The organism is Brevundimonas aurantiaca (assembly GCF_014199955.1).
Taxonomy (GTDB): domain Bacteria; phylum Pseudomonadota; class Alphaproteobacteria; order Caulobacterales; family Caulobacteraceae; genus Brevundimonas; species Brevundimonas aurantiaca.
This window is the reverse complement of record NZ_JACHOQ010000002.1, coordinates 365,765-381,116: the sequence shown is the minus strand read 5'-3', so window position 1 is coordinate 381,116 and position 15,352 is coordinate 365,765. Positions and strand designations below refer to the sequence as shown.

The window sequence follows — 15,352 nt, the reverse complement described above, 5'->3', positions numbered from 1 at the left end:
ATGAGTGAAGACGGCAAGATCGACTACGCCGAGGTGATGCGGCGGCTGCCGCACCGTTATCCCTTCCTGCTGGTGGACAAGGCCGAGGAATTTGTTCCCGCGACCTCCATCGTGGGGATCAAGAACGTCACCCACAACGAGCCCTTCTTCCCCGGCCATTTCCCGATCGATCCGGTCATGCCGGGCGTGCTGATCGTAGAGGCCATGGCGCAGACCGGCGCCTTGCTGATGTCCAAGACCCTGGACGTCGCCGTGGCGGACAAGGTCATCATGTTCATGTCGATCGACGGCGTGCGTTTCCGCAAGCCGGCGCGGCCCGGCGATCAGCTGCGCATGCAGGTCAAGGTGATCAAGGCGCGGGGCGACGCCTACAAGTTCCGCGGCGAGACCTTCATTGACGGCAAGCTGGCGGCCGAGGCCGAGTTCATGGCCATGGTGGTGACGGTGCCCACGCCGGCGACGGAGCCCGCCGCCTGATGGCCGTCCACCCCACCGCCCTGATCGACGCCACGGCGACCTTGGCCGAAGGGGTCGAGGTCGGCCCCTGGTGCACGGTCGGACCGAATGTCTCCCTGGCCGAGGGCGTGCGCCTGGTCAGCCATGTAGTGGTCCAGCAGGACACGACGGTCGGGGCTGGAACCGTGATCCATCCCTTCGCCGTCATCGGCGGCGATCCGCAGCACAACGGCTACAAGGGCGAGCCGGTGCGGCTGGAGATCGGCGAAAACAACCTGATCCGCGAGCACTGCACCTTCAACCGGGGCACGCCCCAGGGAACGGGCGTGACCGTCGTGGGCTCCAACAATCTGTTCATGACGGGCGCGCACATCGGTCACGACTGCGTGGTCGGCAGCCATCTGGTCATGGCCAACAACGCCACCCTGGGCGGTCATGCCCAGGTCGGCGACAAGGTCTTCCTGGGTGGGCTGTGCGCCGTCCACCAGAACGGGCGCGTGGGGCAGGGAGCGATCATCGGCGGTCTGGCCGCCGTGACCCGCGACGTCATCCCCTATGGCTCGGCCTGGGGCAATCACGCGCGACTGCGCGGGCTGAACCTGATCGGTCTTAAGCGCAAGGGTTACGGCAAATCCCAGATACGAAGATTGCTGGCCGCCTATCGCGACCTGTTCGAGGGCGAGGGCGAGTTCGCCGGTCGCATCGACGGCGTGGCCCAGGCCTACGCCGACCTGCCGGAGATCCTGGAGATCATCGCCTTCATCCGTGATGGCGGGCGGCGTCCGCTGTGTCTGCCGAACGCGGAATGAGCCGCTCGGGAAGGCTGGGGCTGATCGCCGGGGGCGGCGATCTGCCGGCGACGGTGGCGGCCCGGTGCGAGGTCGAGGGGCGGCCGGTCTTCATCATCCGTCTGGCGGGTTTCGCCGATCCGCATCTGAGCCGCTGGCCCGGCGCCGAGTTCGGCATGGCCCAGATCGGGGCGATATTGAAGGCTCTGAAGGCTGAAGGCTGCACCAGCGTCTGTCTTGCCGGCATCGTCAATCGACCCGATTTCAAGACCTTGAAGCCCGATCTGAAGGGCGCGTCTCTGCTGCCGGGCATCGTCGCGGCGGCGACCAAGGGCGATGACGCCCTGCTGAGGAAGATTCTGTCCATCTTCGAGGCCGAAGGATTTACGGTTGAAGGCGCCGACGACATCCTGGGCGGCGAGACCCTGGCAGGCGGAGCGCTGGGGGCGGTCGTCCCGACCTCGCAGCAGATGGACGATCTGAGAAAGGCGCTTCACGTCGCCGAAAGGTCCGGCGAACTGGATATCGGCCAGGGCGCGGTCGTCTGTGACGGCCTGGTCCTGGCGGTCGAGGCGCAGGAAGGCACCGACGCCATGCTGCGCCGGGTGGCGGACCTGCCCGCCGATCTCCGCGGCGCTCCGGCCTCGCCCAAGGGGGCGCTGGCCAAGGCGCCCAAGCCGATCCAGGACCTGCGTGTGGACATGCCGGTGATCGGACCGCGCACGGTGGAACTGGCGGCGGCGGCAGGGCTGGCGGGGATCGCCGGCGTCACCGGGCGGTTGATCCTGATCGACCGGTCCGCGATCGTGGCTGCGGCGGATCGGTTGGGCCTGTTCGTCTGGGGTGAAACGCGATGAGCCGTCCGTTGAAGATCATGCTGGTGGCGGCCGAGGCGTCGGGCGACGCCTTGGGCGCCGGCCTGGCCCGGGCCTTGAGAGCGCGGCTGGGTCAGGGGGTCAGCTTCGTCGGCATCGGCGGCCCGCGCATGGCGGCCGAGGGCGTCGTCAGTCCCTTCGACATCGCCGAACTCTCGATTCTGGGCTGGATCGAGGGCCTGCGCGCCTATCGGACGGTGCGCCGTCGCGTGGCGGAGACGGCCGCCTTGGCGGCGCGTGAACAGCCGGACGCGGTGGTTCTGATCGACAGCTGGGGCTTCACCATTCGGGTCGCAGAGGCGATCCGCGCCGCCCGGCCGGACGTGCCCTTGATCAAATACGTCGGGCCCCAGGTCTGGGCGTCTCGGCCTGGTCGGGCCAGGACCCTGGCGCGGGCCGTGGATCATCTGCTGGCCCTCTACAGCTTCGACGCGCCCTGGTTCGAGCGTGAAGGTCTGCCGACGACGGTGGTCGGCTCGTCCGCCCTGCACGTCGACATGGGCGGGGCCGACGGCGCCGCCTTTCGCGCCCGGCGGGGCGTCACGCCTGACGCCAAGCTGCTGCTGATCCTGCCGGGCAGCCGACCGGCCGAAATCGCGCGGATGACTCCGGTTTATGAGGCGACCGTCAAGCGGTTGAAGGCCCAGGATCCAGGCCTGGAAGTCGCGGTGGTCGCGGCGGGGACGGTGTCAAAGGACGTGGTCGGGCGGGTATCCGCCTGGCCTTTCCGCGTCCATGTCGTCGATGAGGCCGAAAAGTACGACGCCATGCGGGCGGCGACGGCGGCCCTGGCGACCAGCGGCACCGTCTCGACCGAACTGGCCCTGGCGGGGGCGCCGATGGTCATCGCCTATAAGATCGGCGGGGTAAGCTATCAGCTGATGAAGCGGCTGGTGACGGCCGAACACATCACCCTGTTCAACATCGCCGCCGGCGAACGGATCGCCCCGGAGTTCATCCAGGGCGAGGCGTCTGCGGAAAACCTGGCGGCGGCCGTCGGGCGGCTGTTGAACGATCCCCAGGCTGCGGCCGAGCAGGCGAGGCGTCAGACGGCGGCGCTGGACCTGATGGGGCGGGGCGGGCCGGATCCTTCGACCCTGGCCGCCGAGGCCGTGTTGCGGGTCATCGAGGCCAAGGCGGCTGGATAGCGGCCCGATCTCTGTCTCAGACAAAGAAAAACGCCGGGGCCTGCGCCCCGGCGTTCTGCATTTCAGGCCTGTGGCGCTCGATCAGCCGCGCTGTTCGATCGGCACGTAATCGCGCTGCGTCGGGCCGGTGTACAGCTGACGCGGGCGGCCGATCTTCTGCGACGGATCGGCCATCATTTCCTGCCACTGGGCGATCCAGCCCACAGTGCGGGCCAGGGCGAACAGGACGGTGAACATGGTGGTGGGGAAGCCCATGGCCGACAGGGTGATGCCCGAATAGAAGTCGACGTTCGGGAAAAGCTTGCGCGAGGTGAAATATTCGTCGTTCAGCGCGACCTTTTCCAGCTCCTTGGCGACCTGGAACAGGGGGTCGTTTTCGCGGCCCGTGGCGGCCAGAACCTCATAGGCCGACTGCTGCATCACCTTGGCGCGCGGGTCGTAGTTCTTATAGACCCGGTGGCCGAAGCCCATCAGCTTGTATTTGCGGTCCTTCACGCCCTGGATGAACTCGGGGATCTTGTCGGGGGTGCCGATCTCCTTGAGCATGTTCAGCGCCTCTTCATTGGCGCCGCCGTGCGACGGGCCCCACAGGCAGGCGATGCCGGCGGCGATACAGGCGAAGGGGTTGGCGCCCGACGAACCGGCCAGGCGGACGGTCGAGGTCGAGGCGTTCTGCTCGTGGTCGGCGTGCAGGGTGAAGATGCGGTCCATGGCGCGCACCAGGGCCGGATCGACGTGATAGTCCTCGGCCGGGACGGCGAAGCACATCCGCAGGAAGTTTTCGGCGTAGGACAGGTCGTTGCGCGGCGAGATGAAGGGCTGGCCGACATGATATTTGTAGGCGCGGGCCGCGATCGTCGGCATCTTGGCGATCAAACGGATGGCCGAGATATCGCGCTGGACCGGATCATGGATGTCCAGGCTGTCGTGATAGAAGGCCGACAGGGCGCCGACCGTGCCGACCATGATCGCCATCGGGTGGGCGTCGCGGCGGAAGCCCTCGAAGAAGCGGTCGAACTGGGCGTGCAGCATCGTGTGCATGGTGATGCTGTCTTCGAACTTTTCGTACTGAGCCGCCGTCGGCAGTTCGCCGTGCAGCAGCAGGTGGCAGACCTCGATGAAGTTCGACTGGGCCGCCAGCTGGTCGATCGGATAGCCCCGGTGCAGCAGGACGCCGGCGTCGCCGTCGATATAGGTCAGGCCTGACTCGCAGGAGGCGGTCGAGGTGAAGCCCGGATCGAAGGTGAAAGCGCCCGTTCCGCCGTAGAGCTTGCGGATGTCGATAACGTCCGGACCGGTCGAACCCGACAGAACGGGCAGATCGACGCTCTTGCCCTCGAAGGAGAGCGTGGCGGTTTTGGCTTGGTCAGTCATCAATGCCCCTTTGCATTTGGACGTCCGATCGCGGGGAGGCGCCGGGCGCTCTTAGGTTTGTGGTTGATCACTTAGTCTGTTGCAGCGCATCATCCAAGCGTCCGAGACTTTCGTCGCGCCCAAGAGCGGACAAAGTTCGTGCAATATCAGGTGATGTTGACCCTGCGGTAAGCGCTGCGCGCATCGGCGGGCCGATCTTGCCGAAGCCGACCTGTTCGGCTTCGGCGAAGCTCTTCAGCTCGGCTTCCAGGGCGAAGACGTCCCAGGACTGGAACAAAGCCAGCCGGTCGCGCAGGCGCGCCAGGCGGTCCAGGGTTTCGCCGGACAGCAGGGTGCGGCCCTTGTCGTCAATGTCCAGGGGACGTGTCTTGAGCACGAATTCCGTCTGGTCGGCCAACTCCAGTACGGTCTTGGCGCGGTCCTTCACAAACGGCATGGCGCGCTGGAGCCGGGCCTCGTCGGCCTCGGCCAGGCTGCGGCCGCGGGCGAGGTGGACGTCCAGCGTCAGCTTGGCCAGGCGTTCGTCGTCGGCGAGCCGCAGCCAGTGCGAATTGACATGGGCCAGCTTGTCGAAGTCCAACCGCGCCGGAGCCTTGCCGATGCCGGCCAGATCAAACCATTCGATCGCCTGGGCGTCGCTGAACAGTTCGTCGTCGCCGTGACCCCAGCCGAGGCGCGCCAGATAGTTGCGCATGGCCTCGGGCAGATAGCCCATTTCGGCGTATTCGTGGACGGCCTGGGCGCCGTGGCGCTTCGACAGCTTGGCGCCGTCCGGCCCGTGGATCAGCGGGATATGGGCGAAGGTCGGTCGGGTCCAGCCGAGGGCGTCATAGATCAGGCTCTGGCGGGCGGCGTTGTTCAGATGGTCGTCGCCGCGGATGACGTGGGTCACCCCCATGTCGTGGTCATCGACAACGACCGCGAGATTATAGGTCGGCGCCCCGTCGGAGCGCAGCAGGACCAGATCGTCGAGGTCGTCGGTCGACCAGCTGACCGAACCCTGGACCTCGTCCGCGACGACGACCGTGGCGGACTGAGGACGGCGGAAGCGAACGACGTGCGGCTGGGCCAGGTCGTCGACGGTCGGGGTGCGGTCGCGCCAGGGCGATTCAAAGGTGCGACGCTCGGCCTTGGCGGCGTCGCGCAGACGTCCGGTTTCCTCGGCCGTGGTGAAATCGCGATAGGCGTGGCCGGTCTCCAGCAGTTGATCCACCACTTCGCGATGGCGGTCGGCGCGGCTGAACTGGAACACCGGCTCTTCGTCGGCGAACAGCTCCAGCCAGCTCAGGCCGTCGAAGATGGCCTGGACGGCCTCCTCGGTCGAACGTTCCCGATCGGTGTCCTCGACCCGGATCAGGAAGCGTCCCGCGTGTCTCTTGGCGTACAGCCAGTTGAACAAGGCGGTTCTCGCCCCGCCGATATGCAGATAGCCTGTCGGCGAGGGGGCGAAGCGGGTGACGACAGTCGAAGAAGGCAAGGTCATGGGGGAAGGGTCCGTAAGCGAGGCCCTTATACGCCCCGAGGCGACAAAGCCTACCCCCGGCGCGCGTTTGCGGGTCTGGCTGGCCGACGAGGTCAAGGCGCAGGTGCTGAGATGGCGGCTTTGGGCGCCGGTGGCCTTCGGCGGCGGCGCCGCCTGCTATTTCGCCCTGAGGACAGAGCCGAGCCTTTGGCCCCTGGCGTTTGGTGCGGCGGCGGCTGTCGCGGCCTGGCTTGCGGCGCGGCGGCGCGGCTTGAGGCGGCGTCTCACCTGGCCGCTGATGATTCTGGCCTGCCTGACCAGCGGCCTGGCGGCGGCGAAGATCCGCACCGAACGCGTGGCCGCCCCGATCGCGCCGGCCCTGCCCGAGGGGGTGGTGATCGAGGCCTGGGTCGTCGATGTCGACAGCCCTGGCGAGAACGGCGCGCGGATCGTGGCGGCCCCGGTCTGGATCCGAGGCCTGAGCCCGGAGGAGACCCCGGTTAGGCTGCGGGTCACGGTGAGGGGCGAGCCGCCGAGGCCCGGCGAGGCGATCCGACTGTTCGCCATTCTCAATCCGCCCCCTGCGCCCGCCAGTCCCGGCGCCTATGACTTCGGTCGCAACGCCTTTTTCGAGGGCCTGGGCGGCGTGGCCTTCGCTCTGGGAGAGACACGGCGGATCGATCTGCCGCCGGCGCCGTGGCGGCTTCGACTGGCCATGGCGGTGAATGGGGCGCGCTATGCCCTGGCGGAGCGGATCGTGGCGCGGCTGGGCCGGCGGACCGGCGGGATCGCGGCGGCCATGACCACCAGCCACGAGGCCTGGATCAGCCAGGCCGACATGGATGTGATGCGGGAATCCGGCCTGGCGCACATTCTGTCGGTCTCGGGCCTGCACATGGCCATCGTCGGCGGATTTGTCTTCTTCGCCGTGCGGTTGGGCGTGGCGGCCTGGCCCTGGCTGGCCTTGCGCGTTCCCGGCAAGAAGGTCGCCGCCGCGGCGGGCCTGACGGCTGTGGGGGTTTATCTGGTGATTTCCGGCGCCCCGCCGCCGGCGGAGCGGGCGGCCATTACCGCCTCCATCGCCTTTGCGGCCATCTTGCTGGACCGGCAGGCCGTGACCATGCACGGGCTGGCCGTGGCCGCCTTCGCCGTCCTGGCGATCCAGCCCGAGGCCATCGTGACGCCGGGGTTCCAGATGTCGTTCGCGGCGACGGCGGCCCTGGTGGCCCTGGTCGAAATCTGGCCCAAGCGGACCCGAGAGATCTCCGCGCCCTGGCCCATTGTGGCGGTCCAGAGGTTCGGCGGTTGGCTGACGGCGGCGGTGGCGGCCAGCGTCGTGGCGGGACTGGCGACGGGACCCTTCGCCATGCAGCATTTCAACCGGACGGCCATGTACGGGCTGCTGGCCAATCTGGCGACGGCGCCGGTGGCGGACTTCGTCCTTATGCCCGCCCTCGCGTTGGGCGCGGCCTTGGAGCCCGTGGGCCTGGGCGGCCCGTTCCTGGCGGTGGCGGGGTGGGGCGTCGATCTGACGCTGGCGATCGGCGGCTGGACGGCCGGCTTGCCGGGCGCGGTGCGGACGGTGGCCAGCGCGCCGGACCCTGTGCTGCCCGTGGCCTTTCTTGGCGTGCTGTTCGTCTGCCTCTGGCAGGGGCGGCTGCGGTGGCTGGGCCTGCCTCTTGCGGCGGCGGTGCTGGTCTGTCCGCGCGCGCCGACGCCGGATGTCTGGATCGGCGACGGCGGGACCAATGCGGCCTTTCGTCGCCAGAAGGAGGCGATCGTCGTCCGGCCCGGCGTGCGTGAGTTCGCGGCGGACCTGTGGTCCCGGCGGCGCGGTCTGACCCTGGCGGACCGGCCCGAGGCCGGCTGGGCCTGCGACCGCGCTTCATGCCGTCCCGAACTCACTGGGGCGGGGCCGGTCGCCCTGTGGTGGGGCAGGCGGACGCCGGACATGGAGCAGATGGACGCCCTGTGCCTTGCGGCCCCGGTCGTCAGCGTGCGGGCGGTGGTTCACGCCCTGCCGCCCTCATGTGACGGGCGGCTGGTTCTGGACGGGGCGGACTTTGCGCGCGGCGGGGCGGTGGAGCTGTGGCGTAGCGGCGCGGGCGGCTGGCGGGCCGTGTGGACGGCCGATGTCCGGGGCGACCGGCCGTGGGCGCGCCGGCCGAATCCAGCTGTCAGTGATAGCGGCGCATGAGGCCGACCAGCTTGCCCTGGACCTCGACCTGGTCGGGACCGAAGATGCGGGTCTCATAGTTGCGGTTGGCGGGCTCCAGGGCGATGGAGCCGCCCTTGCGGCGCAGACGCTTCAGCGTGGCCTCTTCGCCCTCGACCAGGGCGACGACGATCTCGCCGTTGTTGGCGGTGTCGCCGCGCCGGATGACCACCAGGTCGCCGTTCAGAATGCCGGCCTCGATCATGGAGTCGCCCTCGATTTCGAGGATGTAGTGATCGCCCTTGCCCAGCATGGATTCCGGCACCGGCAGCCGCTCCTGTTCGTGCTGGATGGCGGCTATGGGGGTGCCGGCGGCGATCTTGCCCAGGAGCGGCAGTTCGCGGGTGTCGTTGGCGGCTGAGGCCGCAGCGACGGGACGCGCGCCGCCGCCGCCTTCGATGACATCGGGCTTGAACCCGGCCCGGCCGCGCGGAGCGCCGGCTGTGGCCTGCTCCGGCAGTTTGGTCACTTCCAGGGCGCGGGCGCGGTGGGCGAGGCGGCGGATGAAGCCGCGCTCCTCCAGCGCCGTGATCAGCCGGTGAATGCCCGACTTGGACGCCAGGTCCAGCGCCTCCTTCATCTCGTCGAACGAGGGGGAGACGCCGGTCTCCTGAATCCGTTCGTGGATGAACATCAGCAGTTCGTGCTGTTTGCGCGTGAGCATCGCCGGCCCCTCATGCGCCCGACCGACGAATCGGAACGGGCCGTGAACATTGACGATGTTCTGTAAGTGTTCCTTCCTAATGTCAACTTAACGGCGTCGCTTCACCACGCGCGTCCAGTTGAATCAGGCGGCCAGCAGCTTGCGCGTCGCTTCCTCGACGTCGGCCTGACGCATCAGGCTCTCGCCGACCAGAATGGCCTGGGCGTGGGCGGCGGAGACGCGCGCGACGTCGTCGGGGGTGAAGATGCCGCTCTCGGCGACCAGGAGGGCGCGCACGGGGCTGAGCATCGCCAGGCGTTCCGTCGTTTCCAGATCGACCTCGAACGTTCGCAGCGACCGGTTGTTGATCCCCACCAAATCCCCGCCGAGAGCGCAGGCGCGCGCCATTTCGGCCTCGTCGTGGGTTTCGATCAGGGCGTCCATGCCGAAGCGTTCGGCCTCGGCCAGCAGTTCGGCGGCCAGCCGATCGTCGATCATGGCCAGGATGATCAGGATGCAGTCGGCGCCGAGCGCCCGGCTCTCGGCGACCTGCCAGGGATCGACCAGGAAGTCCTTGCGCAGGCAGGGCAGGGCGGTCGCCGCACGGGCCTGGCCCAAATAGGCGTCGTCGCCCTGGAAACTGGGGCCGTCGGTCAGGACCGAAAGGCAGGACGCGCCGCCGGCCTCATAGGCCTTGGCGAGGGCTGGGGGATCGAAGTCGGGACGGATCAACCCCTTGGACGGGCTGGCCTTCTTGATCTCGGCGATCAGGGCGGGGCGGCCGGTGTCCTCGACCGTTCGATCCAGGGCGGCGCGGAAGCCGCGCGGGGCCGAGGCGGCCTGGGCCAGAGTCTCGATCGCGTCCTGAGAGGTCGCGGCCTTGCGGGCGGCGACGTCCTCGCGCTTGTAGGCGGCGATACGGTCCAGAACGTCGGTCATGGGGCGTCCTCCGTCTCCAGCGGGGTCGAGGTGATGCGGGCCAGCCGCTCCAGGGCCTGGGCGGCCCGGCCGTCGTCGACGGCGGCTGCGGCCAGGGCGGCGCCTTCGGCGAGATCCGTCGCCCGATCCGCGACCACGAGGGCGGCGGCGGCGTTCAGCAAGACGATGTCGCGATAGGGGCCCGTCTGGCCCGCCAGCAGGGCGCGCAGGGCGGCGGCGTTCTCCTCGGCGTCGCCGCCGCGAATGGCGTCGATGGAGGCGCGGGGCAGGCCGGCGTCCTCGGGCGTGACCTGGAAGCGGCGGACGGCGCCGTCCTTCCATTCCGCCACTTCGGTCGGGCCGGACGTCGCCAGTTCGTCCAGACCCTGGCCGTGGACGGTCCAGGCGCGGGTCGCGCCCAGCCGGCCCAGCACCTCGACCAGAGGCTCGAGCAGTCGGGGGTCATAGACGCCCATGACCTGGCGTCTGGCCTGGGCCGGGTTGGACAGGGGGCCCAGCAGATTGAAGACGGTGCGGAAACCGATCTCGGCCCGGACGGGGCCGACATGGCGCATGGCGCCGTGATAGGCGGGGGCGAACAGGAAGCAGATGCCGGCCTCGTCCAGCGCCTTGCGCTGCTGGGCCGGGCTGGCGGCCATGTTGACGCCCAGGATCGACAGGACGTCGGACGAGCCGGATTTCGAGGACATGGCCCGGTTGCCGTGCTTGGCGACCTTCAGGCCGGCGCCGGCCAGGACCAGGGCGGCGGCGGTGGAGATGTTGTAGGTGTGCTGGCCGTCGCCGCCGGTGCCGCAGGTGTCGATCACCTCATAGGGATGATCCAAGGTCAGGGCGGCCTCGCGCATGGCCTGGGCGAAGGCGGCGATCTCGTCCACCGTCTCCCCGCGAATCCGAAGGGCGGTGACGGCGGCGGCGACCTGGGACGGGGTCGGTTCGCCGCGCAGGCAGGCGGCGAAGAAGTCGTGCGCCTGTTCGGACGTCAGGGGGTGGCCCTCGACCAGTCGGGCGAGGATCGGCTTGAAACCATCGGCCATGGTCAGGCGGCCATGATCAGGCGGCCGCGAGGCGCTTCACGCCGGCGATCTGAAGGAAGTTGGCCAGCATGTCGTGGCCATGTTCTGTAGCGATGGATTCCGGGTGGAACTGAACGCCATGGATCGGGCGGCTGCGGTGCTGGAGCCCCATGATTTCGCCGTCGGCGGTCCAGGCGGTCACCTCGAGACAGTCGGGCAGGGTTTCGCGCTTCACGGCCAGGGAATGATAGCGGGTGGCGGTGAAGGGCGAGGGCAGGCCGGCGAAGACGCTCTTGCCGTCGTGATGGATCGGCGAGGTCTTGCCGTGCATCAGGGTCTTGGCGCGGATCACGTCGCCGCCGAAGGCCTGGCCTATGGCCTGGTGGCCCAGGCAGACGCCCAGGATGGGCATGGAGGCCGGTGCGCTTTCGATCAGCGGCAGGCAGATGCCTGCCTGATCCGGCGCGCAGGGGCCGGGAGACAGCAGGACGGCGGCGGGGTTCAGCGCCCAGGCCTCGGCCGCCGTCAGGTCATCGTTGCGCACCACATGGGTCGGCGCGCCCAACTCCGCGAGGTAGTGGACGAGGTTGTAGGTAAAGCTGTCGTAGTTATCGACGACGAGGATCATGATCAGGCTTCTAGGCGTGACAGGCGTCCGCGCCAAGCATATGCGTCGCTAAAGCGCATCTTAACGGTCATGGGGGCAGGTGGAGGGGTGAAACTCGCCGCCGAACAAGACATCGCCGACAAGATCGCCGCCGCAAAGGCGAAGCTGGTCGTTGTCGAACCCAAACCGATCAGCCCCTATGCGGCGCTAGGCGCCGCCGCCCTGGCCGCTGCGGCCGCCGTGGTCATGGCCGGGGTGGTGGTGCTGGGGCCCGGCGTCCGATTCGACGAACGCCCGGCGACCTACGCGCCCTAGCGGTTGCCGGTGCGGAACCGCCAGGCGTCGTCAGCGGCCCGCATGGGGGCGCGGGCCTTGTGCCGGGTCTCGGCGTATTCGGCCGCAGGATCGCTGTCGGCGACCACGCCGGCGCCGGCCTGGACGAAGATCTGATCATCAGCAAACAGGGCGGTGCGCAGGGTGATGCAGATGTCCGCCTCGCCGCCCGCCGAAATATAGCCGACGCCGCCGCCGTAGCCGACGCCGCGCTTTTCGGCTTCCAGCTCGTCGATGATCTCCATCGCCCGGACCTTGGGCGCGCCTGACAGGGTGCCGGCGGGAAGGGCCGCCAGCAGGGTGTCGACGGCGTCCAGTTTCGGATCGGCCTTGCCGCGTACATTGGAGACGATGTGCATGACCTGGCTGTAGCGTTCGACGACGAAGCTTTCGGTCACCTCGACCGTGCCCGGCGCGGCGACGCGGCCGACGTCGTTGCGGCCCAGGTCCAGCAGCATCAGATGTTCGGCCCGCTCCTTGGGATCGGCCAGTAGTTCGGCCTCCAGAGCCTTGTCCGCCTCGGGCGTGGCGCCGCGCATCCGGGTTCCGGCCAGTGGTCGGATGGTGACCTGGCCGTCCTTGAGCCGGACCAGGATCTCCGGACTGGACCCGGCCAGCTGGAAGCCTTCGAAGTTCAGATAGAAGAGATAGGGCGACGGGTTCTGGCGACGCAGGGAGCGGTAGAAGGCGAACGAATCTTCGGTCCAGGGCGCCGAGAAACGGTGGCTGAGCACGACCTGAAAGATGTCGCCGGCGGCGATATAGTCCTTGGCCCGGGCCACCATCTGGCCGAAACCGGCCTCGTCCACGGGCGAGGCGAAGGTCGGGGCGGGCGTGGGCTGCGGCGCGGCGCGCACCGGCAAGGGCTCGCGCAGGCCCGTCTCGAAAGCGTCCAGCCTGGCGACGGCGGCGTCGAAGGCTTGCCGCGCGTCGCCGCCCGTGTCGGGATAGGCGGCGGAGACCAGGATGATCTCCTGGCCGACGGAATCGAAGATCGCCACCAGCGACGGTCGGGTCAGGACCGCATCGGGCAGGTTCAGCGGGTCGGGATTGGGTTCGCCCAGCGGCTCGAGCAGGCGCACCATGTCATAGCCGAAGACGCCGAACAGGCCGGCCGCCATCGGCGGCAGACCGTCGGGCAGGTCGAACTTGGAGGCGGCGATCAGGGCGCGCAGCGACTGAAGCGTGGGCAGGGGCTCGGGAATGAAGCGGCCTTCGGCGACGGCTGGACCGCGCGCCAGTTCCGCCGCGTTCGACCGACAGCGCCAGACCACGTCCGGGTCCAGGGTCAGGATCGAATAGCGGCCCTTGACGGCGCCGCCCTCGACCGATTCCAGCAGGCAGGCGTAAGGCCGGTGGAGCCCCAGCTTCAGATAGGCCGAAACCGGGGTCTCCAGGTCGTCGATCACCCGACGCACGATCACCTGGGGCCGACCGGCCGAGAGGCCGGCGGCGAAGGCGTCGAAATCGGGCCCGCTGTCCGCCTGCGTCATTGCGCCGGAGCGGCGGGCGCGGTCGGTTCGGCCGACAGGCCCAGGGCCTGACGCGCCAGGCCGACGTCATGCTTGGCCTTGGAGCGTTTGGCCGCCGCCGCCATCTCGGTCTGAACCATGGCCTGGACGATCTCCTGGGTGATGCGCGGGCGGGCCTGTTCGGCGAGCGGACCGGCGACCGCCGGATTGGCGGCGTGGATGTCATCGACCCGGCCGATCAGGACGCCGCCCTGTCCCGGTTGCGAGAAGACCTGGCCCTTGGACTGGCCGAACAGACCTTGCAGCACGCCCTGACCCAGGGCCTCCTGGGTGGCCTGATCACGGACGACGCCGGTGCGGACGGTCAGGGGGGCGTTGACGGAACGGGCCACGGCGGCGATGTCCTGGCCTTGGCGCACGCGACCGGCCAACTCCTCGGCCTTGGCGGCGAGCCGGCGCGAAATCTCACGCTGTCTCCACTGGGCGGCCAGGGGCTCGCGCACCTCGGCCAGGGTCGGCAGGGCCGAGGGACGGATGTCGTTCAGCCGGACCGCGAAATACTGGCCCTGGCCGGCGTCCACCACATCGCTCTCGCCGCCCTTGGTCAGGGACCAGGCCGTTTCGAACAGCTGCGGCGGGGCGTTCAGCGGCTGGCCGTTCGGCAGTTTGCCGTCCTGGGTGAAGGGCGGCAGGTCGACGATCCGCGCCCCGGCTTCACGCGCGGCGTCGGCCAGGCTCTTGCCGGCGGTTCGGGCGGCTTCGTACTTTTCGACCTTGGCGTAGGTCTGGCCCTTGATGTCCTCGGCGCGCAGTTCCTGAATGATCTGCTCGCGCGAACCCTCGAGGCTGGCGGGCTGACCGGGCTGGACCGCCGTCAGCTTGGCGACGGCGAAGCCCACGCCCGCCTGGACCGGGTCCGACACCTGGCCGGGCTGAAGGCCGAACACGGCTGCGGCCGTGGCGGCGTCGCCGACGGCGGAGCGAGGCGTGGCGTCGAACTGGGCCGGCTGGATGCTGTTGGCGCGGCCGACGTCTACGGGCGACTGACCGGCGCGCAGGGCGGCGGCGATCTTCTGGGCCGCGTCGCGGCTGGGCGCCGTCAGGGTGACGAAGGTGCGGGTCTCGGGCTTGCCCAGGCTGTCCTTCTTGAACTCGAACCGCTCGCGGATACGCTCTTCCGACACGGCCGGGGCGGCGCCGGGTTCCGGCGAGAACAGGACGACGGAGGCCATGCGGAACTCCGGCGCGCGCAGCCGGGCGGCGTTCTCCTGGATGAAGGCGTTCAACTGGGCGTCGGTCGGGGCGGGGATGTCGCCGGCCATGGCCGGGGTGATTTCGAACCAGCGGCCGTCGCGGCTCTCGAAGGCGGCGCCGGCCAACAGGGCCCCGTAGATCCGGGGCGCGCGGGCGCCGGCGAAGACGGCGGCGTTGAAATGCTCGGTCGCATACTGGTCGCGCAGGTCCTGTTCCAGCATTGCGGGGGTCAGGTTCTGCTGGGCCAGGGCGCTCTCATAGGCCTTCTGGTCGAACTGGCCCGTGACCGAGTTGAAGAAGGCCGGGATCTGGCGGATCTGTTTGACGATCAACTCCTTGCCGGGGCGGATGCCCGCCTTCCACGCCCAGTTGAGGAAGCCCAGCTGCTCGGTCTGGCTTTCCAGAAAGCGGACATGGATGTTTTCGGCGATCAGGTCCTCGTTCGTCACCGGACGACCGGCCTGCTGCTGAATGTTCTCGCGCACCCGTCCGAAGGCGGCCGAGAACTCGGCCTCGTTCATCGAACGGTCGCCGGCGTCGATGACGTGTTTCGGTCCCAGGTTGGCGAAGACGTCCATGCGCGCGCCCACGATCACAAAGCTGATCGCGATCAGGACGAGCAGGGCGGCGGCCCATTTGGAGCGCGAGAAGGCGCGGAAGGCGGTGATCATTCGTGGACCCGGAGACTTGCCGACGATGGCTTCGCTTCGGCGTATAGTCGGCCCGGGCGGGCCGCCGCAAGAACGGCTTGATGTCCAGATTGGGGCGCCCCT

At 69.0% G+C, this 15,352-nt stretch carries 14 protein-coding genes; 6 read left to right on the top strand and 8 right to left on the bottom strand.

Annotation, left to right across the window (positions count from 1 at the left end):
- The 4 genes from fabZ to lpxB are packed head-to-tail and all read left to right on the top strand — an operon-like array spanning position 1 to position 3,267.
- The gene (fabZ, locus tag GGQ93_RS05930; protein WP_054765564.1) at positions 1 to 477 is read left to right on the top strand and encodes a 3-hydroxyacyl-ACP dehydratase FabZ; all 477 of its coding nucleotides are present in this window, start codon (positions 1 to 3) and stop codon (positions 475 to 477) included.
- Positions 477 to 1,265: an acyl-ACP--UDP-N-acetylglucosamine O-acyltransferase gene (lpxA, locus tag GGQ93_RS05925; protein ID WP_182714657.1), complete on the top strand. Its 789-nt coding sequence runs from the start codon at positions 477 to 479 to the stop codon at positions 1,263 to 1,265. The genes fabZ and lpxA overlap by 1 nt, the downstream gene beginning before the upstream one ends.
- A complete protein-coding gene (lpxI, locus tag GGQ93_RS05920) occupies positions 1,262 to 2,101 on the top strand; it encodes a UDP-2,3-diacylglucosamine diphosphatase (protein WP_183215708.1) in 840 nt (279 codons plus the stop codon). Before lpxA ends, lpxI begins: the two co-directional genes overlap by 4 nt.
- Positions 2,098 to 3,267, top strand: coding sequence for a lipid-A-disaccharide synthase (lpxB, locus tag GGQ93_RS05915; protein ID WP_183215705.1), 1,170 nt, complete (start codon positions 2,098 to 2,100; stop codon positions 3,265 to 3,267). Before lpxI ends, lpxB begins: the two co-directional genes overlap by 4 nt.
- 81 nt (positions 3,268 to 3,348) lie before the next feature.
- On the opposite strand, the gene gltA is transcribed toward lpxB, so the two are convergent.
- Both gltA and gltX read right to left on the bottom strand, forming a co-directional pair.
- Entirely contained in the window at positions 3,349 to 4,641 is a 1,293-nt protein-coding gene (gene gltA / locus GGQ93_RS05910) for a citrate synthase (RefSeq protein WP_054765568.1), read from the bottom strand.
- Between the two features lie 67 nt (positions 4,642 to 4,708).
- Positions 4,709 to 6,124, bottom strand: a complete 1,416-nt coding sequence (gltX, locus tag GGQ93_RS05905) for a glutamate--tRNA ligase (protein ID WP_183215703.1) — start codon at positions 6,122 to 6,124, stop codon at positions 4,709 to 4,711.
- Here gltX and GGQ93_RS05900 point away from each other — a divergent pair.
- A complete protein-coding gene (locus GGQ93_RS05900; RefSeq protein WP_183216099.1) occupies positions 6,123 to 8,300 on the top strand; it encodes a ComEC/Rec2 family competence protein in 2,178 nt (725 codons plus the stop codon). The two genes, gltX and GGQ93_RS05900, sit on opposite strands and share 2 nt — an antisense overlap.
- Here the strand turns inward: GGQ93_RS05900 and lexA are convergent.
- The 4 genes from lexA to GGQ93_RS05880 all read right to left on the bottom strand — a co-directional run bounded on the left by lexA (position 8,281) and on the right by GGQ93_RS05880 (position 11,541).
- The gene (gene lexA / locus GGQ93_RS05895; RefSeq protein WP_054765570.1) at positions 8,281 to 8,982 is read right to left on the bottom strand and encodes a transcriptional repressor LexA; all 702 of its coding nucleotides are present in this window, start codon (positions 8,980 to 8,982) and stop codon (positions 8,281 to 8,283) included. The two genes, GGQ93_RS05900 and lexA, sit on opposite strands and share 20 nt — an antisense overlap.
- A 123-nt stretch (positions 8,983 to 9,105) precedes the next feature.
- Positions 9,106 to 9,900 carry an indole-3-glycerol phosphate synthase TrpC gene (trpC, locus tag GGQ93_RS05890; protein ID WP_054765571.1) on the bottom strand — a complete coding sequence of 265 codons (795 nt, stop codon included), beginning with the start codon at positions 9,898 to 9,900 and terminating at the stop codon, positions 9,106 to 9,108.
- Positions 9,897 to 10,934 (bottom strand): anthranilate phosphoribosyltransferase, encoded by a 1,038-nt coding sequence (gene trpD / locus GGQ93_RS05885; RefSeq protein WP_182714660.1) that lies wholly within the window; start codon positions 10,932 to 10,934, stop codon positions 9,897 to 9,899. The genes trpC and trpD overlap by 4 nt, the downstream gene beginning before the upstream one ends.
- 16 nt (positions 10,935 to 10,950) lie before the next feature.
- The gene (locus GGQ93_RS05880; RefSeq protein WP_183215701.1) at positions 10,951 to 11,541 is read right to left on the bottom strand and encodes an anthranilate synthase component II; all 591 of its coding nucleotides are present in this window, start codon (positions 11,539 to 11,541) and stop codon (positions 10,951 to 10,953) included.
- 87 nt (positions 11,542 to 11,628) lie between these two features.
- Here GGQ93_RS05880 and GGQ93_RS05875 point away from each other — a divergent pair, with 87 nt between their 5' ends.
- On the top strand, positions 11,629 to 11,835 hold the full coding sequence (locus tag GGQ93_RS05875) for a peptidoglycan-binding protein (RefSeq protein WP_183215699.1): 207 nt from the start codon (positions 11,629 to 11,631) through the stop codon (positions 11,833 to 11,835).
- Here GGQ93_RS05875 and trpE read toward each other — a convergent pair.
- Complete coding sequence (gene trpE, locus GGQ93_RS05870; RefSeq protein ID WP_183215697.1) at positions 11,832 to 13,346, bottom strand: anthranilate synthase component I; 1,515 nt, start codon at positions 13,344 to 13,346, stop codon at positions 11,832 to 11,834. The genes GGQ93_RS05875 and trpE overlap by 4 nt on opposite strands.
- Positions 13,343 to 15,250, bottom strand: coding sequence for a peptidylprolyl isomerase (locus GGQ93_RS05865; RefSeq protein ID WP_183215695.1), 1,908 nt, complete (start codon positions 15,248 to 15,250; stop codon positions 13,343 to 13,345). Before GGQ93_RS05865 ends, trpE begins: the two co-directional genes overlap by 4 nt.
- Positions 15,251 to 15,352 lie beyond the last annotated feature (102 nt).

Bases quoted from the DNA above. Each gene is read 5' to 3' on its own strand.
- lexA (WP_054765570.1), bottom strand. From the start codon at position 8,982: ATGCTCACGCGCAAACAGCACGAACTGCTGATGTTCATCCACGAACGG.
- lpxA (WP_182714657.1), top strand. From the start codon at position 477: ATGGCCGTCCACCCCACCGCCCTGATCGACGCCACGGCGACCTTGGCC.
- lpxI (WP_183215708.1), top strand. From the start codon at position 1,262: ATGAGCCGCTCGGGAAGGCTGGGGCTGATCGCCGGGGGCGGCGATCTG.
- gltA (WP_054765568.1), bottom strand. From the start codon at position 4,641: ATGACTGACCAAGCCAAAACCGCCACGCTCTCCTTCGAGGGCAAGAGC.
- trpD (WP_182714660.1), bottom strand. From the start codon at position 10,934: ATGGCCGATGGTTTCAAGCCGATCCTCGCCCGACTGGTCGAGGGCCAC.
- fabZ (WP_054765564.1), top strand. From the start codon at position 1: ATGAGTGAAGACGGCAAGATCGACTACGCCGAGGTGATGCGGCGGCTG.
- trpC (WP_054765571.1), bottom strand. From the start codon at position 9,900: ATGACCGACGTTCTGGACCGTATCGCCGCCTACAAGCGCGAGGACGTC.
- lpxB (WP_183215705.1), top strand. From the start codon at position 2,098: ATGAGCCGTCCGTTGAAGATCATGCTGGTGGCGGCCGAGGCGTCGGGC.
- gltX (WP_183215703.1), bottom strand. From the start codon at position 6,124: ATGACCTTGCCTTCTTCGACTGTCGTCACCCGCTTCGCCCCCTCGCCG.
- GGQ93_RS05900 (WP_183216099.1), top strand. From the start codon at position 6,123: ATGGGGGAAGGGTCCGTAAGCGAGGCCCTTATACGCCCCGAGGCGACA.
- GGQ93_RS05865 (WP_183215695.1), bottom strand. From the start codon at position 15,250: ATGATCACCGCCTTCCGCGCCTTCTCGCGCTCCAAATGGGCCGCCGCC.
- trpE (WP_183215697.1), bottom strand. From the start codon at position 13,346: ATGACGCAGGCGGACAGCGGGCCCGATTTCGACGCCTTCGCCGCCGGC.
- GGQ93_RS05880 (WP_183215701.1), bottom strand. From the start codon at position 11,541: ATGATCCTCGTCGTCGATAACTACGACAGCTTTACCTACAACCTCGTC.